General features: G+C 68.8%; 18 protein-coding genes. 17 read left to right on the forward strand and 1 reads right to left on the reverse strand.

Annotation, left to right across the window (positions count from 1 at the left end; genetic code table 11):
• The first annotated feature begins 10 nt into the window (after window positions 1-10).
• Complete coding sequence (locus FS845_RS19950; protein ID WP_144638572.1) at window positions 11-1,129, forward strand: enolase C-terminal domain-like protein; 1,119 nt, start codon at window positions 11-13, stop codon at window positions 1,127-1,129.
• Window positions 1,130-1,140: 11 nt separating this feature from the next.
• Window positions 1,141-1,869 carry a 4'-phosphopantetheinyl transferase family protein gene (locus tag FS845_RS19955; RefSeq protein WP_144638574.1) on the forward strand — a complete coding sequence of 243 codons (729 nt, stop codon included), beginning with the start codon at window positions 1,141-1,143 and terminating at the stop codon, window positions 1,867-1,869.
• Window positions 1,870-2,020: 151 nt separating this feature from the next.
• Here the strand turns inward: FS845_RS19955 and FS845_RS19960 are convergent, their stop codons facing one another.
• Window positions 2,021-4,921: a valine--tRNA ligase gene (locus FS845_RS19960; protein ID WP_144638575.1), complete on the reverse strand. Its 2,901-nt coding sequence runs from the start codon at window positions 4,919-4,921 to the stop codon at window positions 2,021-2,023.
• A gap of 192 nt (window positions 4,922-5,113) precedes the next feature.
• Here FS845_RS19960 and ndk point away from each other — a divergent pair, with 192 nt between their 5' ends.
• The 15 genes from ndk (at window position 5,114) to FS845_RS20035 (ending at window position 20,707) form a co-directional block, all read left to right on the forward strand.
• A complete protein-coding gene (gene ndk / locus FS845_RS19965) occupies window positions 5,114-5,539 on the forward strand; it encodes a nucleoside-diphosphate kinase (protein ID WP_144638577.1) in 426 nt (141 codons plus the stop codon).
• Between the two features lie 47 nt (window positions 5,540-5,586).
• Window positions 5,587-6,744 carry a 23S rRNA (adenine(2503)-C(2))-methyltransferase RlmN gene (rlmN, locus tag FS845_RS19970; protein WP_144638579.1) on the forward strand — a complete coding sequence of 386 codons (1,158 nt, stop codon included), beginning with the start codon at window positions 5,587-5,589 and terminating at the stop codon, window positions 6,742-6,744.
• Window positions 6,741-7,244, forward strand: a complete 504-nt coding sequence (locus FS845_RS19975) for a helix-turn-helix domain-containing protein (RefSeq protein ID WP_144638581.1) — start codon at window positions 6,741-6,743, stop codon at window positions 7,242-7,244. The genes rlmN and FS845_RS19975 overlap by 4 nt, the downstream gene beginning before the upstream one ends.
• Before the next feature lie 8 nt (window positions 7,245-7,252).
• Window positions 7,253-8,539 (forward strand): flavodoxin-dependent (E)-4-hydroxy-3-methylbut-2-enyl-diphosphate synthase, encoded by a 1,287-nt coding sequence (gene ispG, locus FS845_RS19980; RefSeq protein WP_144638583.1) that lies wholly within the window; start codon window positions 7,253-7,255, stop codon window positions 8,537-8,539.
• Between the two features lie 60 nt (window positions 8,540-8,599).
• On the forward strand, window positions 8,600-9,883 hold the full coding sequence (hisS, locus tag FS845_RS19985; RefSeq protein WP_144638585.1) for a histidine--tRNA ligase: 1,284 nt from the start codon (window positions 8,600-8,602) through the stop codon (window positions 9,881-9,883).
• A 6-nt stretch (window positions 9,884-9,889) separates the two neighbouring features.
• Window positions 9,890-10,528, forward strand: a complete 639-nt coding sequence (locus tag FS845_RS19990; RefSeq protein WP_144638587.1) for a YfgM family protein — start codon at window positions 9,890-9,892, stop codon at window positions 10,526-10,528.
• Between the two features lie 2 nt (window positions 10,529-10,530).
• The gene (gene bamB / locus FS845_RS19995) at window positions 10,531-11,691 is read left to right on the forward strand and encodes an outer membrane protein assembly factor BamB (protein ID WP_186332352.1); all 1,161 of its coding nucleotides are present in this window, start codon (window positions 10,531-10,533) and stop codon (window positions 11,689-11,691) included.
• A gap of 28 nt (window positions 11,692-11,719) precedes the next feature.
• Window positions 11,720-13,075, forward strand: a complete 1,356-nt coding sequence (der, locus tag FS845_RS20000) for a ribosome biogenesis GTPase Der (RefSeq protein WP_144638590.1) — start codon at window positions 11,720-11,722, stop codon at window positions 13,073-13,075.
• Window positions 13,076-13,113: 38 nt separating this feature from the next.
• The gene (gene hisC, locus FS845_RS20005) at window positions 13,114-14,193 is read left to right on the forward strand and encodes a histidinol-phosphate transaminase (protein ID WP_144638592.1); all 1,080 of its coding nucleotides are present in this window, start codon (window positions 13,114-13,116) and stop codon (window positions 14,191-14,193) included.
• A gap of 112 nt (window positions 14,194-14,305) precedes the next feature.
• Window positions 14,306-14,542 (forward strand): RNA chaperone Hfq, encoded by a 237-nt coding sequence (gene hfq, locus FS845_RS20010; protein ID WP_003810707.1) that lies wholly within the window; start codon window positions 14,306-14,308, stop codon window positions 14,540-14,542.
• Window positions 14,543-14,662: 120 nt separating this feature from the next.
• Window positions 14,663-15,769: a GTPase HflX gene (hflX, locus tag FS845_RS20015; protein WP_144638594.1), complete on the forward strand. Its 1,107-nt coding sequence runs from the start codon at window positions 14,663-14,665 to the stop codon at window positions 15,767-15,769.
• Entirely contained in the window at window positions 15,735-17,048 is a 1,314-nt protein-coding gene (gene hflK / locus FS845_RS20020) for an FtsH protease activity modulator HflK (protein WP_144638596.1), read from the forward strand. The genes hflX and hflK overlap by 35 nt, the downstream gene beginning before the upstream one ends.
• A gap of 16 nt (window positions 17,049-17,064) precedes the next feature.
• Window positions 17,065-17,970: a protease modulator HflC gene (hflC, locus tag FS845_RS20025; RefSeq protein WP_144638598.1), complete on the forward strand. Its 906-nt coding sequence runs from the start codon at window positions 17,065-17,067 to the stop codon at window positions 17,968-17,970.
• Window positions 17,971-18,159: 189 nt separating this feature from the next.
• Entirely contained in the window at window positions 18,160-19,317 is a 1,158-nt protein-coding gene (locus FS845_RS20030) for an ATP phosphoribosyltransferase regulatory subunit (protein ID WP_144638600.1), read from the forward strand.
• A gap of 94 nt (window positions 19,318-19,411) precedes the next feature.
• Window positions 19,412-20,707 (forward strand): adenylosuccinate synthase, encoded by a 1,296-nt coding sequence (locus tag FS845_RS20035; protein WP_144638602.1) that lies wholly within the window; start codon window positions 19,412-19,414, stop codon window positions 20,705-20,707.
• The last annotated feature ends 7 nt before the right edge of the window (window positions 20,708-20,714 follow it).

A 20,714-nucleotide genomic window follows, 5' to 3' on the forward strand; every position in this document is an offset into this window, starting at 1 on the left:
GGAGAGCCCGATGAACCGACCGAACGACGCGGCCGTCCTGCATGCCGCCAATACGGCGCCGCGCATCGAGCGCGTGCGGCTGCGCACGGTGGACATGCCGCTGGCCAAGCCGGTGCGCACCGCCGCCGGCCTGGTGTCCAGCGCGGCGCTGGTGCTGGTCGACATGGAGTGCGACAACGGCGTCACCGGCAGCACCTATGCCTTCACCGACACGCCGGTGGCGCTGGGCGCCATCCGCCGCTTCCTGGAAGACCTGGCGCCGTCGCTGTACGGCATGCCGGCGGCGCCCGCCGCGCTGTACATGGCGCTGCGGCGGCGCCTGCGCCTGCTGGGCACGCCGGGCCTGGCCGGCATCGCGCTGGCCGCGCTGGACATGGCGGCCTGGGACGCGCTGGCGCGCACCGCGCGCATGCCGCTGGCGCGGCTGCTGGGCGGCGAGCCGGGGCCGGTGCGCGCCTATGCCAGCTTCGGCATGGCGGGCGTCGACACCGCCGTGCGGGACGTGTCCGAGGCGATCGAGGCGGGCTTTCGCGCGGTCAAGGTCAAGATCGGCTATCCGACCCTGGCCGAAGACTTGCGGGTCGTGCGCGCCGCGCGCCGCGCGGCAGGCGAGGGCGTGGACCTGCTGGTGGACTACAACCAGGCGCTCAGCGTGGCGGACGCCATCGTCCGCTGCGGCGCGCTGGACGCCGAGGGCGTGGCGTGGATCGAGGAGCCCACCGCCTACGATGATCCCGCCGGCATGGCGCGCATCGCGGCCGCGGTGCGCACGCCGATCCAGCTGGGCGAGAACCTGTGGGGCTGCCGCGAGGTGGCCAGGAGCATCGCCGCCGGCGCGTCCGGCCTGATGATGCTGGACCTGATGAAGGCCGGCGGCGTCACGGGCTGGATGCGCTGCGCCGGGCTGTGCGACGCGGCCGGCCTGCCGGTGTCGGCGCACGTGTTTCCCGAGGTCAGCGCGCAGTTGCTGCGCGTCACGCCCAATCCGCACTATCTCGAACGCATCGACATGGCGGCGCCGCTGCTGCAGGCGCCGCTGCGCTTCGAGAACGGCTCGGCCATCGTCTCCGAGGCCATCGGCAGCGGCATCGCCTGGGACGAGCAGGCCGTGGCGCGCTTCCTCGTCTGACGCGGGCGCCGATGGACGCGCCCGCCGCCTTGCTGTGCGCGGTCCAGGCACGCTATCGCGCCGCGCAGGCGCGCAGGCAGGCCGCCTTCCTGCTGGGCGTGCGCCTGCCCGCCCAGGGCGACGCGCGGTGCTGGCTGGCCTGGCTGGACGACCGCGAGCGCGCGCGGGTCGCATCGCTGCGCGATGCCCGCCACGCGCACGTCTACGCGGTCTCGCACGCGGTGCTGCGTTGCGCGGTGGCCTGCGCGCTGGGGTGCGCGCCGCGCGAGGTCGCCTACGCGCAGGTGGCCGGCCGGCCTTGCCTGGCGCACGACCGCGGCCTGGACTTCAACCTGTCGCACACGCGCGGCATGTGCCTGGTGGGCCTGCGCGCGGGCGGCCGGATAGGCGTGGACGTCGAATACATCGACACGCGACATCCGCTGCTGGCGCGCGCGCCGCGCCTGTGCGCGCCTGACGAGCCCGCCATCACGCCGGCGCCGCAGCGTGCCGTGGCGCATGCCGGCTCGGTGTTCTCGCTGTGGACCCGCAAGGAGGCGCTACTGAAGTCGGATGGCCGCGCCCTGGCGCAGCACCGCCCGCGCGACCTGTGCCTGGCACGCGGGCCGGACGGCGCGTGGCGCGATGCGCGGCGCGACGCCGTGGTCTACGACATGGGCATCTCGGCGGGGCATCGCGCGGCGGTCGGCCTGATGCCGCCGGCGGCCGCGCCGATGCTGTGGCGCATGCAGGCCATGTAGGCGCCGGCGCGGCCGCGGCGGCCGGGCGCTCCGCGTGGCCCCTGCCGCGTCCGTACGTGGCGATGGCCTTGCCCGCCGCGCATGCGACACGGGCCCGCCGCCTTCCGGCAGCGGGCCCGTGCAAGCAGCCTGCGGCTCAGGTCTGCCGGCCTCAGTTGCCCAGTTTGTCGCGCTGCTGGCGGACCTTCGCCAGCGTTTCCTCGAACTGCGCCAGGCGGGCCTTCTCCTGCTCGACCACGGCGGCCGGCGCGCGCTCGACGAAGCTGGCGTTCGACAGCTTGCCGTGGGCCTTGGCGATCTCGCCCGACAGGCGCGCGATCTCCTTGTCCAGGCGCACGCGTTCGGCCGCGACGTCGACCTCGACGTGCAGCATCAGGCGCGACGGGCCCACCACCTGCACCGGCGCGCCGGCGTCGGGCAGCACGTCGACCACGTCGACCTGGCTCAGCTTGGCCAGCGCGGCCAGGTACGGGCCATTGCGCGTGAGCGTGACCGCGTCGCCTTCGGCCACCAGCGGCACGCGCTGGGCGGGCGACAGGTTCATCTCGCCGCGCAGCGCGCGCACGGCCTCGATCTGCTGCTTCAGCTCGGCCACTTCGGCCTCGGCCGCGCTGTCGACGGCTTCGGGGCTGGGCGAGGGGTAGGGCTGCACGCTGACGCTGGCGGCCTGCCCCACGGCGCGCTTGCCGGCCACCACCGACACCTTCTGCCACAGCTCTTCGGTGATGAACGGGATGATCGGGTGCGCCAGGCGCAGCACGGCCTCCAGCACGCGGATAAGCGTTCGGCGCGTGCCCAGCTGCTGCGCGGGCGTGCCTGACTGGATCTGCACCTTGGCCAGTTCCAGGTACCAGTCGCAGTACTCGTCCCACACGAAGCGGTACAGCGCGTTGGCGATGTTGTCGAAGCGGTAGTCGGCAAAGCCCTTGGCGACCTCGGCTTCCAGGCCCTGCAGCGCGCTGACGATCCAGCGGTCGGCGAACGACAGCTCCGCGCTGCCCGCGTCCGCGGCCAGGTCATGGCCCTCGGTGTTCATCAGCACGAAGCGCGTGGCGTTCCACAGCTTGTTGCAGAAGTTGCGGTAGCCCTCGCAGCGCTTCAGGTCGAAGTTGATGTTGCGGCCCAGCGTGGCGTAGGCCGACATGGTGAAGCGCAGCGCGTCGGTGCCGAACGCGGGAATGCCGTCCGGGAACTGGCGGCGCGTGGCCTTCTCGATGCTGCCGGCCTGCTTGGGATTCATCAGGCCATAGGTGCGCTTCTTCACCAGGCCTTCCAGGTCGATGCCGTCGATCAGGTCGACCGGATCGAGCGTGTTGCCCTTGGACTTGCTCATCTTCTGGCCTTCCGCGTCGCGGATCAGGCCGTGCATGTAGACGTGCCGGAACGGGATCTGGCCCGTCATGTGCATGGTCATCATGACCATGCGCGCCACCCAGAAGAAGATGATGTCGAAGCCCGTGACCAGCACGCTGGAGGGCAGGTAGCGGCGCAGGTCGGCCGTGTCGTCGGGCCAGCCCATCGTGGTGAAGGGCACCAGCGCCGACGAGAACCAGGTGTCCAGCACGTCGGCGTCGCGCGTCAGCGGGCCCTCGACGCCGGCCGCGCGGGCCTGCGCCTGCGCGCCGGCCTCGTCGTGCGCGACGAAGACTTCGCCATTGGGGCCATACCAGGCCGGGATCTGGTGGCCCCACCACAGCTGGCGCGAGATGCACCAGTCCTGGATGTTCTCCAGCCACTGGTTGTAGATGGTGGCCCAGTTGTCGGGATAGAACTGCACGCGGCCGTCGGCCACGGCTTCCAGCGCCACCCGCGTGATGCTCTTGCCCGGATTCAGCGTGCCTTCGGGCGCGGGCTTGCTCATGGCCACGAACCACTGGTCCGTCAGCATGGGCTCGAGCACGACGCCGGTGCGGTCGCCGCGCGGCTGCATCATCTTGTGCGCCTCGACCTTCACCAGGTAGCCCTGTTTTTCGAGCTCGGCCACCACGGCCTCGCGGGCCACGTAGCGGTCCATGCCCTGGAACTGCGCGGGGCCGTTCTCGTTGATGTGCGCGTCCAGCGTGAAGATCACGATCAGCGGCAGGCCGTGGCGCTGCGCGCAGGCATAGTCGTTGAAGTCGTGCGCGCCGGTGATCTTGACGCAGCCGGTGCCGAATTCGGGGTCGACGAAGTCGTCGGCGATGATGGGGATGTTGCGGTCGCACAGCGGCAGCTCGACTTCCTTGCCCACCAGGTGCCGGTAGCGCGGGTCGTCGGGATGCACGCACAGCGCGCCGTCGGCCAGCATGGTCTCGGGCCGCGTGGTGGCGATGGTCATGCCGCGCAGCGTGACCGTGTTGCCTTCCTTGTCGGTGATGGTCTGCGGACCGTCGACGAAGGGGTAGAGGATGTGCCACATGTGGCCGTCGGTCTCTTCAGCCTGCACTTCCAGGTCGGACACCGCCGTCAGCAGCTTCGGGTCCCAGTTCACCAGGCGCTTGCCGCGGTAGATCAGGCCTTGCTGGTACAGGCGCACGAAGGTCTCGACCACGCCGCGCGACATGCGCTCGTCCATGGTGAAATACTCGCGGTCCCAGTCGGCCGAGGCGCCCAGGCGGCGCACCTGGCTGGTGATGGTGCTGCCCGACTGCGCCTTCCAGTCCCAGACCTTCTCCACGAACTTCTCGCGGCCGAGGTCGTGGCGCGACACTTGCTGCGCATCCAGCTGGCGCTCGACCACGATCTGCGTGGCGATGCCGGCGTGGTCCGTGCCGGGCACGAACACCGTGTCGTCGCCGCGCATCCGGTGGTAGCGCACCAGGCCGTCCATGATGGTCTGGTTGAACGCGTGGCCCATGTGCAGCGTGCCCGTGACGTTGGGCGGCGGGAACTGGATGACGTAGGGTTTGGGATCGGTCCCCGTTTCGACGTGCCGGCCGCCCTCGAAATAGCCCCGGCGCGCCCACTCGGCGTGCCAGCGGGGTTCGATGTCGGAAGGTTCGAAACTCTTGGACAGTTCCGGTGTCTCGATGGAGGCGGCCCCGGTGTCGGGGCGGTCGGCAGCTTGGGTCATTACGGGTTCCGGCGATACAGGAGTCCGGCCAGGGGAGGCCGAGCAAACCGTCGATTTTAAGATGTAAATACGTTCTTCTCGGCATGCTAGAATGCCGGGTTACTGTAAACCAGTTCGAAGTATCTGTTTTCCTTGAAGAAAAACGTTCAGGGAAACCCAGGAAAACTCAAAACCCGCATCCCCGGAGCATTCATGTCCAGCCAACGCACCCTCTCGATCATCAAGCCCGACGCCGTCGCCAAGAACGTCATCGGCCAGATCGTCAGCCGCTTCGAACAAGCCGGCCTGAAAGTGATCGCCGCCCGCCTGCAGCAACTGTCGCGCGCCGACGCCGAACGCTTCTACGCCGTGCACTCGGCCCGTCCGTTCTTCAAGGACCTGGTCGACTTCATGATCTCGGGCCCCGTGTTCGTGCAAGTGCTGGAAGGCGAGGACGCCATCCAGAAGAACCGTGACCTGATGGGCGCCACCGATCCCAAGAAGGCCGAAAAGGGCACCATCCGCGCCGATTTCGCCGACAGCATCGACGCCAACGCCGTCCACGGTTCCGACGCTCCCGAAACGGCCGCCGTCGAAATCGCTTTCTTCTTCCCCGAAATCAACATCCACAGCCGTTGATTTCACGCGCCCTCACTGTGGGGGCGCTTGGCAAGACACCGCAAGACATGGAATCCGAACGCATCAATCTGCTGGGCCTGGATGCCGCGGCGCTGTCCGAACTGGTCGGGCAGTGGGGCGGCAAGCCTTTTCGCGCCCGCCAGCTGCAGCGCTGGGTGCACCAGCGCGGCGCCGATTCGTTCGACGCCATGTCCGACCTGGCCCGCGAATTCCGCGGCCAGCTGTCGCAGCATTGCCGCATCGAGGCGCTGCCGGTCAATACCGAGCAGCGCTCCACCGACGGCACCCGCAAGTGGCTGTTCGACGTGGGGCAGGGCAACGCCATCGAGACGGTGTTCATCCCCGAGGACGACCGCGGCACGCTGTGCGTGTCCAGCCAGGCGGGCTGCGCCGTCAACTGCCGCTTCTGCTCCACCGGCCACCAGGGCTTCAACCGCAACCTCAGCACCGCCGAGATCATCGGCCAGCTGTGGTGGGCCAAGCGCGTGCTCGAGGCCGATGCCGGCACGGCGCGCCTGGCGGGCAGCAAGGCCTCGGCCGACACCGATACCCGCGTGGTCAGCAACGTGGTCATGATGGGCATGGGCGAGCCCCTGCTCAACTACGAACAGCTGCTGCCCGCCCTGCGGCTGATGCTCGACGACAACGCCTACGGCCTGTCGCGCCGCCGCGTCACCGTGTCCACCTCGGGCGTGGTGCCCATGATGGACCGCCTGGCGCAGGACTGTCCCGTGGCGCTGGCCGTCTCGCTGCACGCGCCCAACGACGCGCTGCGCGACGAGCTCGTGCCGCTGAACCGCAAGCATCCCCTGAAGTCGCTGCTGGACGCCTGCGAGCGCTATCTCGCCCATGCGCCGCGCGATTTCATCACCTTCGAATACTGCATGCTGGACGGCATCAACGATACCGACCAGCATGCCCGCGAACTGATCCAGTTGGCCCGGCAGATCCGCTGCAAGCTCAACCTGATCCCGTTCAACCCGTTCCCGGCATCCGGCCTGAAGCGCTCGCCCTCGGCGCGCGTCAAGGTATTCGCGCAGCGCCTGATGGACGCGGGCATCATCACCACGGTGCGCAAGACGCGCGGCGACGACATCGACGCAGCCTGCGGGCAGCTGGCCGGCGAGGTGCGCGACCGCACCCGCCTGGCCGAGCGCAACGCGAAAGCCGGGCGCACCATTCCGATCGCACAGGTGCACGCATGACGCAGGAATCCGTGTCTACGCCGGCCGTCTCGCCGGCGCGGGCGGCCGATGTGCCGTCCACCGTCGGGGGCGCGCTGCGGGCGCTGCGCACGGCGCGCGGCTGGTCGCTCGAAGACGTCTCCACGCGCATCAAGTTCTCGCCGCGCCAGCTGCAGGCGCTGGAAGAAGAGCGCTGGGAGGCCCTGCCCACCGGCGTCTCGCTGCGCGGCCTCATCCGCAATTACGCACGCCTGCTGGGCGCCGACGGCGACGTCATCGCCGCCTCGCTGGACGGCGTGGCGCCGCCCGCCGCACCCGGCCGTCCGCCGGTCAATGGCGTGCATCCGCGCACGGGCGCCGGCATGTCCATGGAAGACGAGCGGGCGCCCACCAGTTCCTGGGGCTGGCTGATCGCCATCCTGGTGGTGGTGGCCATCGCCGTGGCCTACGCCTTCTGGCAAGGCTGGCTGCCGCGCGAATGGCTGTCGTTCGAGTGGCTGGCGCACGTCATCACCCAATAGCCTCAACGATGCAGGAGTCCGCCATGACCAGCCAGGATCTTCCCCCGCCCGAGGTGGGCGCGGCCCAGCGCCGCGTCACGCGCGCCGTGCAGGTGCGCTGGAACGACCGCGTGGTCACCGTGGGCGGCGGCGCGCCGGTGGTGGTGCAGTCCATGACCAACACCGACACGGCCGACGCCATCGCCACGGCCATTCAGGTCAAGGAGCTGGTCCAGGCGGGGTCCGAGGTCGTGCGCATCACGGTCAACACGCCCGAGGCCGCGCGCGAGGTCGTCGCCATCCGCGAGCAGCTCGACCGCATGGGCGTGTCCGCGCCGCTGGTGGGCGACTTCCACTACAACGGCCACAAGCTGCTCACGCAGTTTCCCGAGTGCGCCCAGGCGCTGTCCAAGTACCGCATCAATCCGGGCAACATGGGCGGCGGCAAGCGCCGCGACGACAACTTCGCGCAGATGATCGAAGTGGCCTGCCGCCACGACAAGCCGGTGCGCATCGGCGTCAACTGGGGCAGCCTCGACCACGAACTGATGGCGCGCAAGATGGACGAGAACAGCCGCCGTGCGCAGCCCTGGGAAGCCCAGGCCGTCATGCGCGACGCGCTGGTGGTCTCGGCCATCAGCAATGCCCGGCGCGCCGAGGAACTGGGCCTGGCCGGCGACAGGATCATCCTGTCCTGCAAGGTCAGCCACGTGCAGGACCTGATCGCCGTCTACCGCGACCTGTCCGCGCGCTGCGACTACCCGCTGCACCTGGGCCTGACCGAAGCCGGCATGGGCAGCAAGGGCATCGTGGCCTCCACGGCCGCGCTGGCCGTGCTGCTGCAGGAGGGCATCGGCGACACCATCCGCATCTCGCTCACGCCCGAACCGGGCGGTGACCGCGCGCGCGAGGTCATCGTCGCCCAGGAGATCCTGCAGACGATGGGGCTGCGCGCCTTCACCCCCATGGTGGTGGCGTGTCCCGGCTGCGGGCGCACCAGCAGCACCTTCTTCCAGGAACTGGCCGACAGCATCCAGTCGTACCTGCGCCGCCAGATGCCCCTGTGGCGCGCCCAGTACCCCGGCGTCGAATCCATGAACGTGGCCGTCATGGGCTGCGTGGTCAACGGCCCCGGCGAAAGCCGCCATGCCGATATCGGCATCAGCCTGCCCGGCACCGGCGAAGTGCCCGCCGCGCCGGTCTTCATCGACGGCGAGCGCACGGTCACGCTCAAGGGCGACCACATCGCCCAGGAGTTCCAGGCCATCGTCGAAGACTACGTCGCGCGCCGCTACGGCGCCGTGGCGGCCCACTAGAACAAAGGAACTGGCTGCCAGGCGCGTGCGTTGTGTACGGGCGCCGGCAGCGCGACACAGATGACGCAAGCCTTCCAGAAAGTCACCGCCATCCGCGGCATGAACGACCTGCTGCCCGGCTCCAGCGCCCGCTGGGAGCAATTCGAGGCGCTCGTGCGCGACTGGCTGCGCAGCTATGGCTACCGCAACGTGCGCACCCCCGTGCTGGAGCACACCCGCCTGTTCACGCGCGGCATCGGCGAAGTCACCGACATCGTCGAGAAAGAGATGTACACCTTCACGGACGCGCTGAACGGCGATTCTCTGACGCTGCGTCCCGAAATGACCGCCGGCATCGTGCGCGCCAGCATCGAGCACAACCTGCTGTACGACCGTCCGCACCGCGTCTACTCCATCGGTCCCGTGTTCCGCCACGAGCGCCCGCAGCGCGGCCGCTACCGCCAGTTCCACCAGATCGACGTCGAGGCCCTGGGCTTCGCCGGGCCCGACGTCGATGCCGAGCTCATCGTCATGCTGGGCCGCCTGTGGAAGATCCTGGGCCTGGCCGACGTGCGCCTGGAACTGAACTCGCTGGGCCTGCCCGCCGAGCGCGCCGCGCACCGCGCGGCCCTCATCGCCCACCTCGAAAAGCACCAGGACATCCTGGACGAGGACGGCAAGCGCCGCCTGTACAGCAACCCGCTGCGTGTGCTGGACACCAAGAATCCCGCCATGCAGGAGATGGCCGACAGCGCGCCGCGCCTGTTCGACTTCCTGGGAGACGAGTCGCGCGCGCACTTCGACGGCGTCTGCCAGCGCCTGGCCGACGCGGGCATCGCGTACCGCCTGAACCCGCGCCTGGTGCGCGGGCTCGACTACTACAACTCCACCGTGTTCGAATGGGTCACCGACCGCCTGGGCTCGCAGGGCACGGTGTGCGGCGGCGGGCGCTACGACGGCCTGATCGAGTTGCTGGGCGGCAAGCCCGCGCCCGCCGTGGGCTTCGCCATCGGCATGGAGCGCCTGCTGGACCTGTGGGAACAGACCGTGCCGGCCGAGCCGGTACCCGAGTGCGACGTCTACCTGGTGCATCAGGGCGAAGCGGCGCAGCGCCTGGCCGCCCAGGTCGCCGAAACCCTGCGCGACGCCGGCCTGGCCGTCATCGTGCATGCCGGCGCCGGCAGCTTCAAGGCCCAGTTCAAGCGGGCGGACGCCAGCGGCGCCCGGGTTGCGGTTATCCTTGGCGGCGACGAAGTGGCCAACCGGACCGCAGGGGTGAAGTTCCTGCGCCAGGCCGATCAGGATGGCGAACAGCGGCAGGTGCCGCTGGCGCAGTTGGCGGACGTACTGAATTCCAAGGGCTAGGCAGCAATGGCATACGATCTCGAAGAACAGGAAAAACTCGACGCGCTGAAGGCGTGGTGGGCGCGCTACGGCATGCTAGTCACCATCGTCGTCACCGTTGCCGCCGTGGCGGCGGCGGGCTGGTCCGGCTGGCGCGCCTATCAAAGCTATCGCGCCAACCAGGCCATGGGCTACTTCGAGGCCCTCGAAGACGCGGCCCGCCTGGGCGGGGCCGACTCCGCCGCGCGCATCAAGGCCGCGGCCCAGACGCTGCGCAACGACTATCCGTCCACCGGTTACGCCGGCCGCGGCGCGCTCATCGCCGCCCAGGCCCTGAGCGATCAGAAGGACACCGACGGCGCGCGCCAGCAGCTCGAATGGCTGGCCGGCCAGTCCAAGCAGACCGCGCTGCAGCCCGTGGCGCGCCTGCGCCTGGCGGGCCTGCTGCTGGACCAGAAGCAATACGACCAGGCGCTGAAGCAACTGGAGAATCCGCCGGCTGCCTTCGCCGCGCTGTACGCCGACCGCCGGGGCGACGTCCTGGCGGCGCAGGGCAAGCGTGACGAAGCGCGCGACGCGTGGAAGACCGCGCTGCAGGCGCTGGGCGCGGCCCATCCCCTGACGCAGATCGTGCAACTGAAACTCGATGCCCTGAGCGGAGCCTGATAGTGATGCGCTTCCCCCGTTTCGGCCGCTCCTGGCGCGGCGCCCTGGTCCTGTCCGGCATTGCGTTGCTGGGCGGTTGCTCCATGTTCGGCAGCGACGACACGCGCTATGCGCCCGTCGAACTCACCGACTACAAGCCCGGCATCTCGGTCAACGCCACCTGGAAGGCCTCCATCGGCAGCGGTTCCGGCCTGGGCTTCGTGCCCACGGTGGTCGGCGACGCCATCTATGCCGCCACGCCCGATGGCCGCGTGGGCAAGTTCGACCTGCTCAGCGGCCGCGCGCTGTGGCGCGTGTCGGCGGACACCAAGCTGTCGGCCGGCGCGGCCAGTAGCGGCAGCGTCACCGTCGTGGCCACGCCGACCGGCCAGCTCATCGCATTCGACGACAGCGGCAAGGTCAAGTGGAAGGCGCAGGCCACCAGCGAAGTCACCGTGCCCCCGGTCGTCGGCGACGGCGTCGTGGTGGTCCGCAGCGGCGACTACCGCGTGCAGGCCTTCGACGCCAACTCCGGCGACCGCCTCTGGAGCCTGCAGCGCCCCGGTCCCGCGCTGGCCTTGCGCAGCGCCGCCCAACTGGTCATCGCCCAGGGCCTGGTCATCACCGGCCTGCCGGGCGGCAAGATGATGGCCATCAACCTGAACAGCGGCAACGTCCAGTGGGAAGGCACCGTCGCCACGCCCAAGGGCGCCAGCGACCTCGAGCGCCTGACCGACGTCGTCGGCGCGCCCGCGCTGGCCGGCCGCCTGCTGTGCGCCGTGGCCTACCAGGGCCGCGCCGTGTGCTTCGACGTGTCCGCCGGCGGCCGCCCTCTCTGGAGCAAGGACTTCTCCAGCTCCACGGGCCTGTCCGTCGACGACCGCGCCGCGTACTCGTCCGACCAGCACAGCGTGGTCAATGCCTTCGCGCTGGACACCGGCGCCAGCCTGTGGCGCCAGGCCGCGCTGCGCAACCGCGCGCTCACCGTCCCGGCGTCGTACGGCGGTGCGGTCGCGGTGGGCGACCTCGACGGCTACGTGCATTTCCTGTCGCGCAGCGACGGCGGCCTGCTGGCGCGCCTGTCGGTGGGCAGCGACCCCATCGTGTCTCCGCCGCAAGCCACGTCGCAAGGCGTGCTGGTGCAGACCGGCGATGGCGATCTGGTCATGATCGGCATCAAATAACCAACCCGTTCTCCGTTTCCTACCTACTGTGTCCTTCAAGCCTGTCGTCGCCCTGGTCGGCCGTCCCAACGTCGGTAAATCGACCCTCTTCAACCGCCTGACGCGTTCGCGCGCCGCGCTGGTGGCCGACTACGCCGGCCTGACGCGCGACCGCCACTACGGCGAGGGCAGGGTGGGCGACACCCCGTTCATCGTCATCGACACGGGCGGCTTCGAACCGGTGGCCAAGACCGGCATCATGATGGAGATGGCGCGCCAGACGCGCCAGGCCATCGCCGAGGCCGACGTCGTCGTGTTCCTGGTCGATGCCCGCGCGGGCGTCAACGCGCACGACCACGAGATCGCCCGCCTGCTGCGCAAGTCCGGCCAGCAGCGCGTGGTTCTGGCGGTCAACAAGGCCGAAGGCATGGGCACGGGCGCCGCCACGGGCGACTTCCACGAGCTGGGCCTGGGCCAGCCCAATCCCATTTCCGCCGCCCACGGCGACGGCATCGTCGACCTCATCGAGACCGCGCTGCGCGACCTGGTGCCCGTCGACGAAGAGCCCGAGATGCCGGAAGGCGAGGGCGGGCCCGATCACCGCATCAAGCTGGCCATCGTGGGCCGGCCCAACGTGGGCAAGTCCACGCTGATCAACACCCTGATCGGCGAAGAGCGCGTCATCGCGTTCGACATGCCGGGTACCACGCGCGACGCCATCGAGATCGACTTCGACCGCGACGGCAAGCGCTACACGCTGATCGACACCGCCGGCCTGCGCAAGCGCGGCAAGGTGTTCGAGGCCATCGAGAAGTTCTCGGTCATCAAGACCCTGCAGGCCATCGAGGCCTGCAACGTGGTGGTGCTGGTGCTGGATGCCCAGACCGAAGTGTCCGAGCAGGACGCCCACATCGCCGGCTTCGTGCTCGAGACGGGCCGCGCCGTGGTGGTGGCCATCAACAAGTGGGACGGCCTGAGCCTGGACCAGCGCGAGCAGATCGAGCGCGAGTTCCAGCGCAAGCTGCGTTTCCTGTCGTTCGCCAACGTGCACACCATCTCTGCGCTGAAGGGCACGGGCATCAAGCCCTTGATGAAGTCGGTCAATTCGGCCCACGCCGCCGCCTTCGCCAAGCTGTCCACGCCGAAGCTCACGCGCGAGCTGCAGCTCGCCGTCGAGCAGCAGCAGCCTCCGCGCAAGGGCATCTTCCGTCCCAAGATGCGCTACGCCCACCAGGGCGGCCAGAACCCGCCGCTGGTCATCATTCACGGCAACGCGCTGGACGCCATCCCGGATTCGTACCGCCGCTATCTCGAAACGCGCTTCCGCGAGGCCTTCAAGCTGGCCGGCACGCCGCTGCGCATCGAGTTCAAGTCCTCGCACAATCCGTACGCGGACGACAAGTAATCCCCGTGGAGACGGCGCGTGAGCGCCAAGGAAGCACTATGAGCCGTTACTGGAGCCCCGTGGTGGGCACGCTCAGCCCGTACGTACCGGGCGAGCAGCCGAAGCTGACCAACCTCGTCAAGCTCAACACCAACGAGAACCCCTACGGCCCGTCGCCGCGCGCCCTGCAGGCCATGCGCGACGCGTGCGACGACGCGATGCGCCTGTACCCCGATCCGGCCTCCGACCGCCTGCGCCAGGCCGCCGCGGCCAGCGCGGGCGTGCGGCCCGAACAGGTGTTCGTGGGCAACGGCTCCGACGAGGTGCTGGCGCACGTCTTCCATGCCTTCTTCCAGCAGGCCCGGCCGCTGCGCTTCCCGGATATCAGCTACAGCTTCTATCCGGTGTACTGCGGCCTGTACGGCGTCACGGCCCAGACCGTGCCGCTGACCGACGACTTCCGCATCGACCCCGCCGACTATCTGCCCGGGGCGGGTGACGGCGGTCCCGCCGGCGGCATCATCTTCCCGAATCCGAACGCGCCCACGGGCCGCGCGCTCGAGCTGGGCGACGTGGAACGCATCGTCGCCGCCAACCCGCAATGCGTGGTGGTGGTCGACGAGGCCTACGTCGATTTCGGCGCGCAGTCGGCCGCCCCGCTGGTCGAGCGCCACGAGAACCTGCTGGTCGTGCAGACCTTGTCCAAGTCGCGCTCGCTGGCGGGCCTGCGCGTGGGCTTCGCCATCGGCAACGAGGCGCTCATCGACGGCCTGCAGCGCGTGAAGAACAGCTTCAATTCCTATCCGATCGACCGGGTGGCCGAGGCCGGTGCCTCCGCCGCGCTGGACGACGCGGGCCACTTCGAGCGCACCCGCAAGTCCGTGATGGAAACCCGCGCGCGCATGACCGCGGGCCTGCAGGAACTGGGCTTCGAAGTGCTGCCCTCGGCGGCCAATTTCGTGTTCGCGCGGCACCCCGCGCACGACGGTGCCGGCCTGGCCGCCGGGCTGCGCGAACGCAGCATCATCGTGCGCCATTTCAAGCAGCCGCGCATCGACCAATTCCTGCGCATCACCGTCGGTACGGAACCCCAATGCACCACGTTGCTCGAAGCCTTGCGGGCACTGGTTGCGGGCTGAAAACTCTGGTGTCATCTTGCTCCCTGGGCCAAGTGGCACAGGGCGGGAAAACCCTGTAGAGTACCAATTCCGGCGTCTGCTGCCGTTATCCAAAACAAAAGGAGCCTGGCCAATGAGCAATAAAGGGCAAACTCTGCAAGATCCGTTCCTCAACACGCTGCGCAAAGAACATGTGCCCGTGTCCATCTACCTCGTGAACGGTATCAAGCTTCAAGGGCAAATCGAATCGTTCGACCAATACGTGGTCCTGCTGCGCAACACGGTCACCCAGATGGTCTACAAGCACGCCATCTCCACCGTGGTTCCTGCCAGGGCCGTCAATTTCCAGGTGGAAGTTCCTGCTGAATAACCAGCCTGATCCGGTAGTACCCCAAATTGCCCGCCGCGCGTTTCGCGCAGGCGGGCATTTTCGCTGGGCTTCGATATTGCGTGCCGGCGCTCACTTTCCGGCAAGAGAGACCATCCAAGCATGCGTGCATTGATCATCAGCGTCGACCTCGGCAGCCCGGACCACGCCGCGCATGCCGACGAGTTCGCCATGCTGGCGCGTGGCGCCGGAGCCGAGATCACCGGCATCCTCACGGCGCGGCGCGACACTCCCGACGCCAAGTTCTTCATCGGCTCGGGCAAGGTCGAGGAAGCGGTCATGATGGCGCGTGCGCAGCTGGTCGACATCATCCTGTTCGACCAGCCGCTGTCGCCCGCCCAGCAGCGCAACCTCGAACGCGAATTCAACCTGCGCGTGGTCGACCGCGTCGCGCTCATCCTGGACATCTTCGCGCTGCGCGCCAAGAGCCACGAGGGCAAGCTGCAGGTCGAGCTGGCGCAGCTTCAGCACCTGGCCACGCGCCTGACGCGCATGTGGTCCCACCTCGAACGGCAGCGCGGCGGCATCGGCATGCGCGGTCCCGGCGAGGCCCAGCTCGAAATGGACCGCCGCATCATCGGCGACAAGGTCAAGGTGCTGCGCGAGCGCCTGGACCGCGTCGAGCGCCAGCGCGTCACGCAGCGGCGCGCCCGCGCGCGCGGCGGTGCGCTGTCGGTCTCGCTCGTGGGCTACACCAACGCCGGCAAGTCCACGCTGTTCAACGCCATGACCCGCGCCGGCGCCTACGCGGCCGACCAGCTGTTCGCCACGCTGGACACCACCACGCGCCGCATCTGGATCGAAGGGGCGGGCAATGTCGTGTTGTCCGACACCGTGGGTTTCATCCGCGACCTGCCGACCAAACTGATCGCGGCGTTCCGCGCCACGCTGGAGGAAACGGTGCACGCCGACCTGCTGCTGCACGTGGTCGACGCCGCCAGCGCGCAGCGCGACGAACAGATATTCGAGGTGAACAAGGTGCTGGCCGAGATCGGCGCGGCACAAATTCCGACAATCCTGGTCTACAACAAGATCGACAGGGCTGGCATGGAGCCCAGGGTCGAGCGTGATGCACATGGTACGATTGCGCGCATATTCGTAAGCGCTACCGAGCGCGCCGGTCTGGATGCGTTGCGCGGGGCAATTGCAGAAACCGGCCAGATTGTGGGAAACAATGCGTCGAATCATCAAACTCTTCAATCTGAATGACCCGGGCTGGGGACGCGGCAACAACAACGGCTCCGAGCCGCCGCGCCGTCCCAAGAACGAAGACGGTCCTCCCGATCTCGACGAGGTCTGGCGAGACTTCAACAACCGCATCGGCGCCTTGTTCGGCCGCCGCGGCGGCGGTGGCGGAAACCGGCCCAATCGGGGCGGTGGCGTCACGCCGCCATCGCCGCGCGGCGCGCGCATCGGCCTGGGTGTGATCGTCGCCATCCTGGTCGCCCTGTGGCTGGCCAGCGGCTTCTTCATCGTCCAGGAAGGCCAGGTCGCCGTCGTCACGCAGTTCGGCAAGTACAAGAGCACCGCGCCCGCGGGCTTCCAGTGGCGCATGCCGTATCCGGTCCAAAGCCACGAGATGGTCAACATCTCGCAGCTGCGCACGTTCGAGGTGGGCTTCCGCGGCAACGCCCGCAACAAGGTCCTGCCCGAGGCGCTGATGCTGACCACCGACGAGAACATCGTCGACATGCAGTTCGTGGTGCAGTACCGCCTGCGCGCCGACGGCGCCCCGGACTACCTGTTCAAGATGCGCGACCCCGACGACTCGGTGCGCCAGGCGTCCGAGACCGCCATGCGCGAGATCGTCGGCAAGAAGCCCATGGACTTCGTGCTGTACGAGGGCCGTACCGAGGTCGCCACCGAGGTCCAGACCCTGATGCAGCAGATCCTCGACCGCTACGCGGCCGGCATCCAGGTCAGCACCGTGGCCATCCAGAACGTGCAGCCGCCCGAGCAGGTGCAGGCCGCGTTCGACGACGCCGTCAAGGCCGGGCAGGATCGCGAGCGCCAGATCAACGAAGGCCAGGCCTACGCCAACGGCGTCGTGCCGCTGGCCTCCGGCCAGGCCTCGCGCATGGTCGAGCAGGCCGAGGGCTACAAGGCCAAGGTGGTCGGCGACGCGCAGGGTAATGCCGCGCGCTTCGCGTCCATCCTGACCGAGTACGAGAAGTCGCCGCAGACCATGCGCCAGCGCATGTACCTCGAGACCATGCAGGAGGTCTTCACCAACGCCAGCAAGGTCATGGTGGACTCGCGCAGCAACAACAACATGCTGTACCTGCCGCTGGACAAGATCATGCAGCAGACGGCCAAGGAAGGCGGCAAGCCGTCGGGCCAGTCCAGTTTCGGCCTGCCCGGCGCCAACGCGCCGGCCGTGCCGGCCGCGCCGCAGCGTCCGTCCAGCGCGGGTTCCGCATCCTCGGCCGGCGGCAACGCCGGCGCCAGCAGCGCCAATACGCTGACCCGCGACCGTATGTCGCGCTAACCGAGGAATCCGGATCATGCAACGTCTCATGCCCATCCTGGTCGGATTGCTCATCGCTCTGGCCGCCCTGTCTTCCTGCGTCTTCACCGTGCGCGAGCGCGACTACGCCCTGGTGTTCTCGCTGGGCGAAGTCCGCAAGATCATCAGCGAGCCCGGCCTGTACTTCAAGCTGCCGCCGCCGTTCCAGAACGTCGTCACCATCGACAAGCGCATCCTCACCATCGAGTCCACCGACGCCGAGCGCATCCAGACTTCCGAAAAGAAGAACCTGCTGATCGACTCGTACGTCAAGTGGCGCATCGCCGATCCGCGCCTGTACTACGTCACCTTCGGCGGCAACGAACGTGCCGCCCAGGAACGCCTGCAGGCCCAGATCCGCGACGCGCTGAACGCGTCGGTCAACGTGCGCACCGTCAGCGACGTGGTCTCCACGCAGCGCGACAAGGTCATGGCCGAGATCCTGACCAACGTGGCGCGCCGCGCCCAGCCGCTGGGCGTGGAAGTGGTCGACGTGCGCCTGCGCCGCATCGAGTTCGCGCCCGAGATTTCCGAGTCGGTGTACCGCCGCATGGAGGCCGAGCGCAACCGCGTGGCCAACGAGCTGCGTTCCATCGGCGCCGCCGAGAGCGAGAAGATCCGCGCCGAGGCCGACCGCCAGCGCGAGGTCATCGTGGCTCAGGCCTACGCCAAGGCGCAGGCCACCATGGGCGAGGGCGACGCGCAGGCCAGCAACATCTACGCGCAGGCCTTCGGCAAGAACCCCGAGTTCTACGACTACTACAAGAGCCTGGAAGCCTACCGCTCGGCCTTCTCCAAGCCCGGCGACGTGCTGGTGGTGGATCCGAGCTCCGACTTCTTCAACTACTTCAAGAACCCGAACCCGGGTCCGAGGCCGGCGGCGCCCGAAGCCGCTCGCCAGTAGTCCGCGTCGCCAGGCGGGCCGCCCGCGGGCGGTCCGGCCTTGTCACGCACCCGACGGCGCGAGCATGTATAATGCCGCGTAAGCTAGAAAACATTCCGCACACGGCTGAGCGGGGCTTACGCCCCCTCAGCCGTTTTTGTTTTGGCAACGCCCGCGCGCACGTCGCATGGGCGTCATCCGGGTAATTTCATGGGTAACTGGTTGCTGCCCGAAGGCTTCGCCGACGTCTTGCCGGCCGAAGCCCGGCGCATCGAAGAGTTGCGCCGCGAACTGCTCGATCTGTACCGCACGTACGGGTTCGAGCTGGTCGCGCCGCCCCTGGTCGAATACATCGATTCTCTGCTGTCCGCCACGGGCAGCGATCTCACGCTGCAGACCTGTCAGTTGGTGGACCAGCTGTCCGGCCGCGCGCTGGGCGTGCGCGCCGACATGACCACGCAGGTCACGCGCATCGATGCGCACCTGCTCAATCGCGCCAGCGTCACGCGTCTCTGCTATTGCGGCAACGTGCTGCATGCCCGCCCGGCCGACCTGCTGTCCAGCCGCGAGCTGCTGCAGATCGGCGCCGAGATCTACGGCCATGCCGGCGTCGAGGCCGACCTGGAGATCCTGCGCATGGTGCTGGAGACGCTGGACATCGCCGGCGTGCGCCAGCCCAGGCTCGACCTGTGCCATCCCGGCGTGCTGCACGCCATCCTCGAATCCGATCCGGCCGCGCGCGCCAACGCCGACGCCATCATCATGCTGCTGCGCGAGAAAGACGGCCCCGGCCTGGCCGAACTCGCGCAGGGTGGGGCGCCGTTGGCCGGGCAGACGCTGGCCGCGCTGCGCACCCTGACTGAACTCTATGGCGGCCCCGAGGTGCTGGTCCAGGCGCGCGAGCGCCTGCCGGCCCTGCCCGGCCTGGGCCAGGCGCTGGACGGCCTGCAGACCTTGCTCGACGCCTTGCCCGAGGTCGCCATCAGCATCGACCTGGCCGACGTGGGCGGCTATGCCTACCACTCGGGCGCCACGTTCGCGGTCTACGCCGAGGGCTGGCACGACGCGCTGGTGCGCGGCGGCCGCTACGACAACGTCAGCCGCGCGTTCGGCCGGGCCCGCCCGGCCACCGGTTTCAGCCTCGACCTGCGCAAGCTGGCCGCCGGCCTGCCGCCGGCCGAGCGTGCGCAGGCGGTGCGGGCGCCCTGGAGCCAGGACCCGGCCTTGGCCGCCGCCGTGCGCACCCTGCGCCGCGCCGGCGAGATCGTCGTCCAGGTGCTGCCCGGCCACGAACATGGCCAGGACGAATTCGTCTGCGACCGCGAACTGGCGCTGCAGGACGGCGTCTGGACGGTCCGGGCGCTGTGACGCTTTTGAAGTAATCACCTAACCCCCGTCCAGCCTGGGCGGGCCCTTGGGGAGATTTCCGGATTTCCCGAGAAACTCTAGATCTGATTTCACCATGAGCAAGAACGTAGTCGTGATCGGCACCCAATGGGGTGACGAAGGCAAGGGCAAGATCGTCGACCTGCTGGCCGAATCCGTGGCCGGCGTCGTCCGTTTCCAGGGCGGCCACAATGCGGGCCATACGCTGTGGATCAACGGCAAGAAGACCATCCTGCGCCTGATCCCCTCGGGCATCATGCATCCCGGCGTCACCTGCTTCATCGGCAATGGCGTCGTGCTGTCGCCCGAGGCCCTGCTCAACGAGATCCAGGAACTCGAGGCGGCCGGCCTGGACGTGCGTTCTCGCCTGCAGATCTCCGAGATCTGCCCGCTGATCCTGCCGTACCACGTGGCCGTCGACAAGGCCCGCGAAGCGCGCAAGGGCGAAGGCAAGATCGGCACTACGGGCCGCGGCATCGGCCCGGCCTATGAAGACAAGGTCGCCCGCCGCGCCATCCGCGTGCAGGACCTGTTCAATCCCTCGCTGTTCGACGAGAAGCTGGCCGAGCTGCTGGATTACCACAACTTCGTGCTGACCCAATACCTGGGCGCCGAAGCCGTGTCGGCCAATGAAGTGCGCGACCAGGCCATGGCCCTGGCGCCCGCCATCGCTCCCATGGTCAAGGACGTCTCCAGCAACCTGTACGCGCTGCAGCAGGAAGGCAAGAGCCTGCTGTTCGAAGGCGCGCAGGGCGCGCTGCTGGACGTCGACCACGGCACCTACCCGTTCGTCACCAGCAGCAACTGCCTGGCGGGCGCGGCCTCGGCCGGCGCCGGCGTCGGTCCGCAGCAACTGCACTATGTGCTGGGCATCACCAAGGCCTACACCACGCGCGTCGGCTCGGGCCCGTTCCCGACCGAACTGGTCGACGAGATCGGCACCCGCCTGGCCACCATCGGCAAGGAATTCGGCTCGGTCACCGGCCGCCCGCGCCGCTGCGGCTGGTTCGACGGCGCCGCGCTCAAGCGTTCGGTGCGCCTGAACGGCATCTCGGGCCTGTGCATCACCAAGCTCGACGTGCTGGACGGCCTGGAAACCATCCAGCTGGGCGTCGGCTACCGCGTCAACGGCGAGTTTCGCGACGTGCTGCCGTACGGCGCCCACGCCGTGGCGCAGGCGCAGCCCGTGTTCGAGGAGCTGCCCGGCTGGAGCGAATCCACCGTCGGCATCACCGAATACGCCAAGCTGCCCGCCAACGCCCGCCGCTACCTCGAGCGCGTGGCCGAAGTCTGCGGCGTGCCCATCGACCTGGTGTCCACCGGCCCCGACCGCAACGAAACCATCGTCCTGCGTCATCCCCTGAAGGGCTGAGGAGACC

Source organism: Bordetella genomosp. 13 (genome assembly GCF_007679965.1).
In the GTDB taxonomy this organism is placed as follows: domain Bacteria; phylum Pseudomonadota; class Gammaproteobacteria; order Burkholderiales; family Burkholderiaceae_B; genus Bordetella.

What these genes read in the sequence shown, in the direction of transcription:
- FS845_RS19950 (WP_144638572.1), top strand. Translation starts at nt 11, where the DNA reads ATGAACCGACCGAACGACGCGGCCGTCCTGCATGCCGCCAATACGGCG.
- FS845_RS19955 (WP_144638574.1), top strand. Translation starts at nt 1,141, where the DNA reads ATGGACGCGCCCGCCGCCTTGCTGTGCGCGGTCCAGGCACGCTATCGC.
- FS845_RS19960 (WP_144638575.1), bottom strand. Translation starts at nt 4,921, where the DNA reads ATGACCCAAGCTGCCGACCGCCCCGACACCGGGGCCGCCTCCATCGAG.
- ndk (WP_144638577.1), top strand. Translation starts at nt 5,114, where the DNA reads ATGTCCAGCCAACGCACCCTCTCGATCATCAAGCCCGACGCCGTCGCC.
- rlmN (WP_144638579.1), top strand. Translation starts at nt 5,587, where the DNA reads ATGGAATCCGAACGCATCAATCTGCTGGGCCTGGATGCCGCGGCGCTG.
- FS845_RS19975 (WP_144638581.1), top strand. Translation starts at nt 6,741, where the DNA reads ATGACGCAGGAATCCGTGTCTACGCCGGCCGTCTCGCCGGCGCGGGCG.
- ispG (WP_144638583.1), top strand. Translation starts at nt 7,253, where the DNA reads ATGCAGGAGTCCGCCATGACCAGCCAGGATCTTCCCCCGCCCGAGGTG.
- hisS (WP_144638585.1), top strand. Translation starts at nt 8,600, where the DNA reads ATGACGCAAGCCTTCCAGAAAGTCACCGCCATCCGCGGCATGAACGAC.
- FS845_RS19990 (WP_144638587.1), top strand. Translation starts at nt 9,890, where the DNA reads ATGGCATACGATCTCGAAGAACAGGAAAAACTCGACGCGCTGAAGGCG.
- hisC (WP_144638592.1), top strand. Translation starts at nt 13,114, where the DNA reads ATGAGCCGTTACTGGAGCCCCGTGGTGGGCACGCTCAGCCCGTACGTA.
- hfq (WP_003810707.1), top strand. Translation starts at nt 14,306, where the DNA reads ATGAGCAATAAAGGGCAAACTCTGCAAGATCCGTTCCTCAACACGCTG.
- hflX (WP_144638594.1), top strand. Translation starts at nt 14,663, where the DNA reads ATGCGTGCATTGATCATCAGCGTCGACCTCGGCAGCCCGGACCACGCC.
- hflK (WP_144638596.1), top strand. Translation starts at nt 15,735, where the DNA reads ATGCGTCGAATCATCAAACTCTTCAATCTGAATGACCCGGGCTGGGGA.
- hflC (WP_144638598.1), top strand. Translation starts at nt 17,065, where the DNA reads ATGCAACGTCTCATGCCCATCCTGGTCGGATTGCTCATCGCTCTGGCC.
- FS845_RS20030 (WP_144638600.1), top strand. Translation starts at nt 18,160, where the DNA reads ATGGGTAACTGGTTGCTGCCCGAAGGCTTCGCCGACGTCTTGCCGGCC.
- FS845_RS20035 (WP_144638602.1), top strand. Translation starts at nt 19,412, where the DNA reads ATGAGCAAGAACGTAGTCGTGATCGGCACCCAATGGGGTGACGAAGGC.